Origin of the sequence: Maricaulis parjimensis (assembly GCF_016817355.1) — a bacterium.
Lineage (GTDB): Bacteria > Pseudomonadota > Alphaproteobacteria > Caulobacterales > Maricaulaceae > Maricaulis > Maricaulis parjimensis.
Genome location: NZ_JADOTT010000011.1, coordinates 56,017 through 67,089, shown reverse-complemented (window position 1 = coordinate 67,089; position 11,073 = coordinate 56,017). Strand labels below are relative to the sequence as shown.

Annotated in this window: 10 protein-coding genes and 2 riboswitches; of the genes, 1 reads left to right on the top strand and 9 read right to left on the bottom strand. The window is 63.5% G+C overall.

Going from position 1 to position 11,073, the window contains the following annotated elements:
* Positions 1–102: 102 nt before the first annotated feature.
* The 9 genes from I0K07_RS15000 to I0K07_RS14960 form a co-directional block, all read right to left on the bottom strand.
* A complete protein-coding gene (locus I0K07_RS15000; RefSeq protein WP_203294855.1) occupies positions 103–885 on the bottom strand; it encodes a MerR family transcriptional regulator in 783 nt (260 codons plus the stop codon).
* A 49-nt stretch (positions 886–934) separates the two neighbouring features.
* Positions 935–1,243: a hypothetical protein gene (locus tag I0K07_RS14995; RefSeq protein WP_203294853.1), complete on the bottom strand. Its 309-nt coding sequence runs from the start codon at positions 1,241–1,243 to the stop codon at positions 935–937.
* 1,138 nt (positions 1,244–2,381) lie between these two features.
* Positions 2,382–3,956 (bottom strand): aminomethyl-transferring glycine dehydrogenase subunit GcvPB, encoded by a 1,575-nt coding sequence (gene gcvPB / locus I0K07_RS14990; protein ID WP_203294851.1) that lies wholly within the window; start codon positions 3,954–3,956, stop codon positions 2,382–2,384.
* A gap of 1 nt (position 3,957) precedes the next feature.
* Positions 3,958–5,301, bottom strand: coding sequence for an aminomethyl-transferring glycine dehydrogenase subunit GcvPA (gcvPA, locus tag I0K07_RS14985; RefSeq protein ID WP_203294849.1), 1,344 nt, complete (start codon positions 5,299–5,301; stop codon positions 3,958–3,960).
* An 11-nt stretch (positions 5,302–5,312) separates the two neighbouring features.
* Positions 5,313–5,678 carry a glycine cleavage system protein GcvH gene (gcvH, locus tag I0K07_RS14980; RefSeq protein WP_203294847.1) on the bottom strand — a complete coding sequence of 122 codons (366 nt, stop codon included), beginning with the start codon at positions 5,676–5,678 and terminating at the stop codon, positions 5,313–5,315.
* A 27-nt stretch (positions 5,679–5,705) separates the two neighbouring features.
* The gene (gcvT, locus tag I0K07_RS14975) at positions 5,706–6,803 is read right to left on the bottom strand and encodes a glycine cleavage system aminomethyltransferase GcvT (RefSeq protein ID WP_203294846.1); all 1,098 of its coding nucleotides are present in this window, start codon (positions 6,801–6,803) and stop codon (positions 5,706–5,708) included.
* A 62-nt stretch (positions 6,804–6,865) separates the two neighbouring features.
* A riboswitch (glycine riboswitch) is annotated at positions 6,866–6,977 on the bottom strand.
* Positions 6,978–6,980: 3 nt separating this feature from the next.
* A riboswitch (glycine riboswitch) is annotated at positions 6,981–7,071 on the bottom strand.
* Between the two features lie 98 nt (positions 7,072–7,169).
* A complete protein-coding gene (locus I0K07_RS14970; protein ID WP_203294844.1) occupies positions 7,170–7,550 on the bottom strand; it encodes a hypothetical protein in 381 nt (126 codons plus the stop codon).
* 75 nt (positions 7,551–7,625) lie between these two features.
* On the bottom strand, positions 7,626–9,392 hold the full coding sequence (gene argS, locus I0K07_RS14965) for an arginine--tRNA ligase (protein WP_203294842.1): 1,767 nt from the start codon (positions 9,390–9,392) through the stop codon (positions 7,626–7,628).
* Positions 9,393–9,396: 4 nt separating this feature from the next.
* Positions 9,397–9,972 (bottom strand): hypothetical protein, encoded by a 576-nt coding sequence (locus I0K07_RS14960; protein ID WP_203294840.1) that lies wholly within the window; start codon positions 9,970–9,972, stop codon positions 9,397–9,399.
* Positions 9,973–10,094: 122 nt separating this feature from the next.
* On the opposite strand from I0K07_RS14960, the gene ispH reads away from it, so the two are divergent.
* Positions 10,095–11,042, top strand: coding sequence for a 4-hydroxy-3-methylbut-2-enyl diphosphate reductase (gene ispH, locus I0K07_RS14955; RefSeq protein ID WP_238934936.1), 948 nt, complete (start codon positions 10,095–10,097; stop codon positions 11,040–11,042).
* The last annotated feature ends 31 nt before the right edge of the window (positions 11,043–11,073 follow it).

The window sequence follows — 11,073 nt, the reverse complement described above, 5'->3', positions numbered from 1 at the left end:
GGCAGAGAATCAACAGCGAGAACACAACATATTGTGTTCAAGCTTACCGAAACGTCTACAGCTTGATGCGCGGCGGGCCTTTTTCTTGGCCTGACCATTCAGTCAGGGCATTTCACGCAGCCGTCCGGCATGGGCCTTCATGGCATCGGTGAGATAGGCAGAAAAGCGCGGGCTGAGCCGTTCATAGCGGGCAATGAAGTCGGGATGGGAAAGATAGAGGTCGGCCAGCCCTTCCACGGCTTCGGGCGGACAGGGCCGTTTCCAGATCCGCGCCATCAGGGCCCGGTGCGCCTCCAGGTGTTCGGCATTGTCACTCGATGAAGGATCCGTCCCGGCCTCGTGCAGGGTGACGAGCTCGAACTCGATGGCACGCAGGACTTCCATTTCGGCCTGCATCGCCGTTTCACCGGCCTTGTCCGTGGGCCGGGCTTCCTCGATCCGTTCGGCCATGTCCGGACCATAGCGTTCGATCAGCCAGGCTTCATACCCGGCCTGTTGTTCCGGCGGGAAGGATTTGTAGAGATCCTCGACAGGCATGTGGCGTTTTCCCTTGAGCGCATCGATCGTGGCATCCAGCGCGGCCAATGTCTCCCGCAGGCGCTGGCTGTCCTCGACCAGTCTCTCACGGTGGCGCAGGAGGCGGACAAGCCGGTCACTGTCCGCATCCAGGAGAGGCCCGATATCGGCCAGGGACAGGCCCACCGCCTTGTAGAAGAGAATGTCCTGCAAGCGGTCCAGCTCGGCCCGGCCATAATGGCGATAGCCATTCGACGCCACGACGGCCGGGACCAGAAGGCCCAGGCTGTGATAATGGTGCAAGGTTCGAACGGACACGCCGGACAGGCGCGCCAGCTCACCCACGGAATAGGTGTCAATCTGTGTCATGGGACGGGTATGCGCCCTCACCCGACGTGAGGGTCAAGCGGTTTTCCGACTATTCGGCCGGATGATCACGCTCACCGAAGGCACCGCGGACGCGGGTCCACAGCCAAGGGAAACGGCGAAGGAAGCCGGTGATATAGCCGTGCAGGGTCTTGGAGGCCGCGGCGACCAGGATGACACCCAAAAAGCCCATGGGCAGGCCGACCGGGATGATCGGCGTCAGGATGGCAACCGGAACGGCCAGCACCATCAGGGCCAGACCCACAGCGATACAGATGGCACGAATCACGAGCACGACAACGGCGCCAAAAGCATTGCGCTGGGCCCAACCGTTCAGGGATTCATTCATCGCCGTGACCATCTCTAACCCCTGTCCCGAGCACAGGGCGCATCTCTCCAATTAGGATACGCGTCGGGACAGACAACACTAAACGCGTAAACATGACCCCAATACGAGGGAAAAAAGTCGAGATTCAGGCGGAAGGCCCGAGTCTGCTGCGTCATGTTGCATCTGCGCACCGATTTGAGCGGCAAATGCGGGGAATCCTGTTTCCGCGATGCCCGCCGGGCTGCTGCGATGCAGCTTGATTCCGACTGCACAGCCTCCGCGCGGGCATGAGAATAAAATAGGAGCGCGACAGGCCGAAGTCAGCGGGGACTCTGCAGGGTCGTGTACCTCCTTATTCCACCGTCCGGTGCGACAGGCCTTGCCCGGCCCTGCCCTGTCTGTCCTCAAGCCCCTGTGTTGCTGCCAGGGCACGCGGCAGGATGTCGCGGTTCCGGCACGGGTAAAAACGCCACGGCGTTTCCGCCTGGCGGGATGAGAGGAGTGCGGGAGGCCGGCGACTGCCTTGCCGGCGTGTTTTCTAAGTGTGTGTGACAGGCACTTGCCTCCCGCACGCGGAGATTTCCCGAACGCTCTCGCCCCCGTTTCCAATCCGGCCGGTACTCAGGTCGGGCGTTTAGTGCCGTCAGACCGGGCCGGACGCCCTGCCGGTGCTTGGGATGTCACCCCCTCGCGCGGACAGGCTCCGCAAACCCCCGGGCACAAGGGACTGAGCTCGCGCCTCTCTTCCCGGAAGTCGAGGAGGAGTCTCTCACAGGTTTTGGGGGTGGGGATAAGTTGGTTTTCCTCCCCATTTTATGGGGAGGTGTCCCGCAGGGACGGAGGGGCCGCCAGAGCGTAGCGGAGGCGAAAATCGGCGCTGGCGCGCCGCCCCTTCGACCCGATGCTGCGCATCGGCCCACTTCCCCATGAAATGGGGAAGAAACACACCCCCTCTCCCCTTGTGGGGAGAGGGATAAAGGGTGAGGGGCGTGCGGCGTGAGCCGCACAGGGAAAAGTCTTTGTGGGCGCTTCGCGCCGCCCCTCATCCGCCGCTTCGCGGCACCTTCTCCCCGGGGAGAAGGGGGGCGTTGAGGCTGTCATGAACACGCACTTCCCCCCAAGAAAAAGGGCGCCCCGTTGGAGCGCCCTCTTCCGTCAGATCATTGCGACCCTATTCCGCCGCTTCCAGATCATCGCTGGGCGGGGTCCAGCGCAAGACGGGCTGGCGGGCGGCGCGGGTTTCGTCCAGGCGCTTGGTCGGAGCATGGACAGGGGCCGCCAGGAAGCGGTCCTTTTCGCCGGACTTGGCAGCGAGGGCGAGTGCTTCCAGGACTTCGGTGAAGCGGTCCAGGCCGCCCTTGCTCTCCGTCTCGGTCGGCTCGATCAGCATGGCCCCGTGGACGACCAGCGGGAAATACATGGTCATCGGGTGATAGCCCTCATCGATCATCGCCTTGGCGAAATCGAGGGTGGAGACGCCGGTATCCTTGAGGAAGCGGTCATCAAACAGGGCTTCGTGCATGCAGGAGCCGTCAAAGGCCGGCGTCATGACATGCTTGAGGCGCGCCAGGATGTAGTTGGCATTCAGCACGGCGTCATCGGCGACCTGTTTCAGGCCATCGGAACCATGGCTCATCATGTAGGTCAGGGCGCGCGTGAACATGCCCATCTGGCCGTGGAAGGCGGCCATGCGGCCAAAGGGCGTGCCCTCGGCTTCTTCGGCATGCTCGATCAGATGCCAGCTGCCCTTCTCGGTCTGCGCCACATAGGGCACGGGCGCAAAGGGAGCCAGGGCTTCGGACAGGACCGTCGGGCCGGAACCCGGGCCACCCCCGCCATGCGGGGTGGAGAAGGTCTTGTGGAGGTTGATGTGCATGGCGTCCACGCCGAGATCACCCGGGCGCACCCGGCCGACAATGGCGTTGAAATTGGCACCGTCGCAGTAGAAATAACCGCCAGCTTCGTGGATCAGGTCGGCGATCTCGCGGATATCCCGCTCGAACAGGCCGCACGTGTTCGGATTGGTCAGCATGATGCCGGCGACATCATCGCCCAACTTGGCCTTGAAGGCCTCCATGTCGACGCGGCCCGTGGCATCAGCCGGAATTTCGTCACAGACGAAACCGCACTGGACGGCGGTGGCCGGATTGGTGCCGTGGGCGCTTTCCGGAACCAGGACGCGGCGGCGATGGGTCTGGCCATCGGCATCGAGCTTGGCGCGGATCGCCATCATGCCGCAGAACTCGCCATGAGCGCCGGCCTTCGGCGACAGGGCCACGGCCGGCATATTGGTCAGCGTCATCAGCCAATGGGCCAGTTCGCCCATCAGGGCATAGGCGCCCTGGACCGTGGAGGCCGGCTGCATGGGGTGAATGTCGGCGAAGCCCGGCAGGCGGGCGATCTTCTCATTGAGACGCGGATTGTGCTTCATCGTGCACGAACCCAGCGGGTAGAGACCCAGATCAATCGCGTAATTCTTGCGGGACAGGCGCACATAATGGCGCATGGCTTCCGGCTCGGCGAGACCGGACAGGCCGATCACGCCCTCACGCTCCAGACCGCCCAGACGCGTCGGCATGCCCTTGGCTTCCGGCAGGTCGACGCCGCAATGTTCCAGATTGCCGCGCTCGAAGATGAGCGGTTCGGCCTGTTCCAGGCCGCGGGATCCGGACACGGTGTCGGCATAGCCGCCGGTCGCAATGTTTTCCGCCATACGGGTGGGACGGCCTTGTGTGTTCATGCCCATCTTACAGCGCTCCTGCCAGGGCCTTGGTGAAGACGGCGAGGTCTTCCGGCGTGTTGGTCTCGGTTGCGGCGACAATCAGGTAGTTCTCGAACTGGCCCGGGAAGAGCCGGCTGGCCGGGACACCGCCCAGCACGCCGAAACGGGCGAGATCATTGACCACCTCATCGGCATTCTTCGGAAGTTCCAGCGTGAACTCGTTGAAGAAGCTCTGATTGACCAGGCGGACGCCCGGAACGGTCTCGAGCAGGTCGGCCAGTTCGCAGGCGGTCTCGTGATTGATCCGCGCCAATTGCTTGATCCCGGTTTCACCCAGCAGCGTCATATGGATCGTCCAGGCCAGCGAGCACAGGCCGGAATTGGTGCAGATGTTGGAGGTCGCCTTGTCGCGGCGGATATGCTGTTCGCGCGTCGACAGGGTCAGCACATAACCGCGGCGGCCATCGGCATCCACGGTCTCGCCGGCCAGGCGGCCCGGCATCTGGCGGATGAAGCGGCGATCATCCTTGCAGGCGAAGAGGCCGACATAGGGGCCGCCGAAATTGAGGCCGACGCCGATGGACTGGCCCTCGCCCACGGCGATGTCCGCACCCATGGCGCCCGGGCTCTCGACCAGGCCCAGGGAGACGCATTCGGTAAAGGCGGCGATGACCAGCGCGCCCTTCTCATGGGCGATCCTGGAAATCTCGCGCAGATCATGCAGACGGCCGAACACGTCCGGGGTCTGCACGACGACGCAGGACGTCTCGTCATCGATCGCGGCGATCAGTTCGGACAGGTCCGCCTTGCCCGGATCGGTGACGGAAATCTCGACGTCGGAATATTTGGCCAGCGTCTTGGAGGCCTCGACATAGTGCGGGTGCACGCCGCCGGCCATGATCGCCTTGTTCCGGCGGGTGACGCGGGCGGCCATCATGACCGCCTCGGCGCAGGCCGTGGAACCGTCATACATGGAGGCATTGGCGACATCCATGCCGGTCAGTAGGGCGACCTGGGTCTGGAATTCGAACAGGGTCTGCAGCGTGCCCTGGGAGATTTCCGGCTGATAGGGCGTATAGGCCGTCAGGAATTCGGACCGCTGGATCAGATGATCCACCGTTGCCGGCACATGGTGTTTGTAAGCGCCCGCCCCCACAAAGAAGGGTGCCTGGCCGGCCGAGATGTTCTGGGCTGCCAGGGCCGAGAGGCTGCGTTCAACCTGCAGCTCGCTCTGCTTGGTGGGAAGGTCGATCAGCCCGTCCAGACGCGCCGCTTCAGGCACATCATTGAACAGCTCATCGATGGAGGCGACACCGATCGTGTCGAGCATCGCCTTCCGGTCTGTGTCTGTGTGGGGGAGGTAACGCATGCGGTTCAGCCTTATGCGGTGTGTGCGTTGTAGGCGGCTTCGTCCATCAGACCGTCGAGCTGGGAGGCGTCGGACAGTTTGATCTTCACGAACCAGCCGGCGCCGGTGGCGTCCTCATTGACGGTGGCGGGCTCGCCTTCCAGCGCGTCATTGATCGCGGTGATTTCGCCATCGACCGGGGCATAGACCTCGGAGGCGGCTTTCACGGATTCCACGACGGCGAATTCATCGCCCTTGGACAGCGTCTTGCCGACTTCGGGAAGCTCGACAAAGACGACATCGCCGAGCTGGCCGGCGGCGTAGGCGGTGATGCCGACAGTGGCGATGTCGCCGTCGACGGTGATCCATTCATGATCTTCGGTATAGCGCGTGGTCATAAGAGTACTCCTGCCCCTGTATTGGAGTTAGCCGCGATAGAAATTTGCCGGAACGAACGGCAATTTGGTGATGGTAGCCGGCCGGGCCTTGCCCCGGACCAGCACGTCGACCTCGGTGCCCGGTTCCAGGAAGTCACGATCGATATAGCCCATGGCGACCGGACCGCTCACGGTCGGGCCGAAGCCGCCGGAGGTCACGGTGCCAATGATGTTTCCGTCCTTGTCAGCGATCTCGGCGCCTTCACGGGCCGGTGCGCCGGTGAGTTTCAGGCCGACCCGCTTCTGGCAGGTCTTGTCCTCGATCTGCTGGGCGATGACGGCGGCGCCCGGGAAGTCACCGCGGTCACGGCGCGTGCGCGCCAGCGCCCAGATCAGCGACGCTTCAACCGGCGTGCGGTTTTCGTCCATGTCATGACCATAGAGGCAGAGACCGGCTTCCAGACGCAGGCTGTCGCGGGCGCCCAGGCCGATCGCTTCGACCTCGTCCTCGGCCAGGATCAGGCGGGCAATCGCGTCGGCCTTGTCGGCCGGAATGGATATCTCGAACCCGTCCTCGCCGGTATAGCCGGAGCGGGAGATGTAGACTTCGGCCCCGCCCAGTTCGAACGTGCCGCACTGCATGAAGATCATCTCGCAGGCTGCCGGGCACAGACGCGCCATGACATCCTTGGCCGCCGGGCCCTGCAGCGCCAGCAGCGCGCGGTCGTCCAGGCGGACCAGCTTGCCCTTGCCGGCGGTGGCCGCCTCGATATGGGCGAAATCATTGTCCTTGGTGGCCGCATTCACGACCAGGAAGAGATGTTCGCCCCAGGGACGGGAGACCATGAGGTCATCGCGGATCCCGCCCTTCTCATTGAGCAGGAGCGTGTATTTCTGCTCGCCGGAATTGAGCGTGGAGAGATCCGCCGTGATCAGCGCCTCCAGGGCGGCCTCATCGCCTTCATAGCGGGCCTGGCCCATATGGGAAACGTCGAACAGACCGGCCTTCTCACGGGTCTGATTGTGCTCCCCCATAATGCCCAGCGGATACTGGACCGGCATGTCATAGCCGGCGAAGGGCACCATTTTTCCGCCCAGTTCGACATGAAGGGCGTGGAGCGGGGTTTTGAGAAGTGTGTCGGTCATTCATCGGGTCCTAGCGTTGGGGGCGGTCCCGCAAACCCGGATGGGTGTGCAAGCCTGGCCCCCGCTGTCCCGATAACCTGAGAGATTCCGCGACTATCCCTGATGCCGTCCGATCCACGGCAGGATGCGCTTGCTCCGTCGGTGGGATGGGTAAAACCCGTCCACTTTCCAGCGTTTGTCTCTCCCGCGGTCCTTTGGCCTGAGCGTTTCCGGGGCGGTTGCGCCTTCGGCGCCGGCATTGTTTGCCGGTCTCTCCCGCGGGGAGTGTGGTCCTGCAGCCACGGAAATGACCCCGTTTCGCAATTGCAGCGGACTCTATGATTCCGGCCTGAAGAGTCAATCTCGCAGGGCGGTTAATTTGCCGGTTTATTCGCCCTGATAGGCCAGGCTCAGACACGCGCCGAGTGCGCCCTGGAGTGCCGGCTGGAGTTCGGCGCGCTCGGCTTCCGGCAGCGCGGCAGCTTCTGTGGTCGCCGCATCGCGGGCCGCTTCCCAGTCATCGACCATGGCCTGGTCCTGGATAGCACCTTGAGAGCCCAGCGCAAAAACCCGGTAGGCTTCCAGACTGATGCTGTCACGCAGCCGGGAATCCAGACAGCCACAGAAGGGCACATGATCATCCGGCTCGCCGCCGGAACGGGAGACCTGCTGGATCTGACAGGATTGCTGCATCCAGGCGGAATACTGCTCCGGATCGTCCGGCAGGTCCGTCGTCAGGGTCAGGCTGGCAAGCACAATGGCAATCATGGGCGTCTCCTCCACTGGTTTTGAAACACTAGCAGAAGCGCACCGCCCTCGCCTCCCCCGATCAGGGGAGGAAAACTACATCCGCTCCGGCGCTTCCAGGCCCAGCAGGGACAGGCAAAGTTCCAGCTGGGTCAGGGTGGCGCGGGCCAGGGCGAGACGGGAGGCTTTCACCGCGTCATCCTCCGCCGACAGGACCGGGCAGGCTGAATAGAATTTCGAGAAAGCCTGGGCCAGGGTGAAAGCGTGATCGCACAGCGCATTGGGTGCGCGGTTTTCGCAGGCCTGGTCCAGAGCTGAACCGAAGGCATCCAGCGCCAGGACGAGATCGCGCTCTTCCGCGGCATCGGCCTGGATCGTGCCCGGTTTCACACCCGCCTCATCGGCGCGGCGCATCAGGGATTTCACCCGCACGGCCGCGTAGAGGAGATAAGGACCGGTCTTGCCCTCGAAAGAGGTGAAACGATCCAGGTCGAACACGTAATTCGTTGTGCGGTAATTCTGCAGGTCGGCGAACTTGATCGCGGCCAGGCCCACCATGCGGGCCACGCGGTCATGTTCCTCGGCCCCGACATCGGCGGCGAGACCCGCCTCTTTCAGACGCTCATCTGCACGTTCGATTGCGCTGGAGATCAGGTCGGCGAGACGGAAGGTGCCGCCATCACGCGTGCGCAGGCGCTTGCCATCCTTGCCATTGACCGTACCGAACTTCACATGCTCCAGCGCGCCCTCGGCGGCCAGGCCGGCCTTCTCGGCGGCGCGGAAGACCTGCTCGAAATGGTCCGACTGGGCCAGGTCGACGACATAGAGCGTCAGGTCCGGGCCGACTGTTTGCTTGCGGTCGAGAATGGTGGCGAGATCCGTCGTGCCATAGAGCGCCGCACCGGTCTTGGAGACCAGGATGAGCGGGGCGAGTTCCTTCTTGTCACCCTCGCGGGCGACCCGCACGATCCAAGCGCCGTCGCTTTCTTCGGCCACACCGCGCGCCTTGAAGTCCTCGACCAGGCCGGGGATGAGCGGATCGACATCGCTCTCGCCCTTCCAAAGGTCGAAATGCACGCCGAGCGCCCCGAAATCCTTCTTCAGGGCGGCGACGGACACGTCGATGAAATGCTTCAGCAGGGCGCGATAGCCCGGACGTCCGGCCTGCAGCTCGGCAGTCGCCGCACGGGAGCGTTCCAGGCGGGCCTCATCAGACTTGGCCTTGGCAGACGCCTGCGGATAGAGACGCGCCAGATCCTCAATATCGACCGGCGGCTCGGACGGATAACCGTCCGTGATGGCAGCGTCGAAATAGGGAAGGCCCGGCTGTTCGTCTTCCAGCTCGGTGATGAGATGGCCCATCTGCAGGCCCCAATCGCCGAGATGGATATCGGAGACGACTTCATCGCCGCGGAAGCGGAAAAGGCGCTGCAGGCTGTCACCCAGAACGGAGGAGCGCAGATGGCCGACATGCATCGGCTTGGCCACATTCGGTCCGCCGAAATCGATCATCACCTTGCGCGGTGTTTCAACCGCAGGGGCACCGGCCCGCTCATCAGCCGCGATCTCGGCGGCACGCTCGGAATAAAGATGCTCGGCCGGGCGCAGATTGATGAAGCCCGGACCGGCAATCTCCGCGGCGCCGATCTGCGGCAGGCCATGGAGAAATTCGACCAGCTTGCCGGCCAGCTCACGCGGATTGGTCTTCGCCTGCTTGGCTGCCGGCATGGCGCCATTGCACTGGAAGGGGAAGATTTCCGGGTTCTGCTTGGACGGGGTGACACGGCCCAGCTCACGCGGAAGCTCGAGGGAAGCAAACGCGTCGCCCAGCGCCGCGCTGAGCTGATCAGCAATAGAAGGCATGATGTCAGTCCTGGCCGGCAGCCACGCGGAAGCGTTGTCCCGAGCGGTTGAAGGCAATCTGTTCCGGGGTCAGCTCAAAGCCGACAATGATCTCGAAATTGACGCCGGACGTGGTCTCTTCCGCGCGCGGAATGGAGATGGCGTCGATGGTTTCCGTCAGGAAGACGCGGTCCTGACCGCGGTCGAAACGGACCGTGATCGGGAAGACTTCCTTGTGGATCACACCGACATCGCGGCGCGTCACGGCGACGAAATACTCATAGGTCCGGGTTTCCCCCACAGCCGCCGGGCCGCGGCCGAAGCCCATATCCATTTCCAGGTTCGCGATGATCGGACGTTCGCCATAATAGCTGCACAGGGAGCGCACAGCGAGAATTTCGCCGGTGAAGCCGATATTCTCGTAGGCGACCTCGCCATTGATCTCGACGATGCGGTGCGCGTCATACAGCGACAGGGCCGACGGGCACGGGCCGGCATTCGGTTCCGGCGATTCCAGAACGTTGGAAACGGTCTGGCAACCGGAAAGCATGCCCGCAGCAAGGGCGAGAGCGGCGAAAGAACGCACGGAACTGGAAAACATTGTGCACTACCTGTCCTGGGAACGGACCCCGCCACTGGATAGCGACCGGGCACTTTGTTAGGACGGTCATACGATGCGTGTGCGGCTTCCGCAATGTCATCGCTGAAGGAGATTCCGCGAGCATGACTTCGACCCGCCCCAAGCTGACGATCCGGCTCGCCGCTCCGCGCGGTTTCTGTGCCGGGGTGGACCGCGCCATCCAGATCGTGGAACGCGCGCTGGAGCGCTTTGGTGCGCCCGTCTATGTGCGCCACGAGATCGTCCATAATCGCCATGTCGTGGAACGGCTGGAGCAAATGGGCGCGATCTTCGTCGAAGAGCTGGACGAATGCCCGGACGACCGCCCGGTCGTGTTCTCCGCCCATGGGGTCCCCAAACAGGTGCCCGCCGAGGCGCAGCGCCGCAACATGATCTATGTCGACGCGACCTGTCCGCTCGTTTCCAAAGTTCATGTCGAAGCACAGCGGCATGAAGATAATGGCGATGAGATCCTGCTGATCGGCCATGCCGGCCATCCCGAAGTGATCGGCACGATGGGACAATTGCCTGAAGGGTCGATGACGCTGATCGAGACGATCGAGGATGCCCAGGCCTTCCAGCCCAAGGATGAAAACCGCCTCGCCTTCGTCACCCAGACCACGCTGTCCGTCGACGACACCTCGGCCATTGTGGACGTGCTGCAGGCGCGTTTCCCCGGCATGAAGGCGCCGCACAAGGAAGACATCTGCTACGCTACGACCAATCGGCAGGCCGCCGTGAAAGCCCTGGCCCCGCACAGCGATATCGTCTTCGTGATCGGCGCTCCCAATTCCTCGAATTCCGTGCGCCTGGTGGAAGTCGCCCTGCGCGCCGGAGCGCCGCGCGCCCAGCTTGTGTCCTGCGCGGCCGATGTCGACTGGGACGAGCTCGGCCCGGTGGAAACCGTCGGGATCACGGCCGGGGCCTCGGCTCCGGAAGATCTCGTCCAGGGTCTGATCGAGGCCTTCAAGGAACGTTTCGACGTCACCCAGGAAGATGTCCGGGTGACCGATGAGGACATCGTGTTTAAGCTGCCCCGCGCCGTCGCCTGAGACCGGGAGAGGCCCGTCCTGACGGCATAGC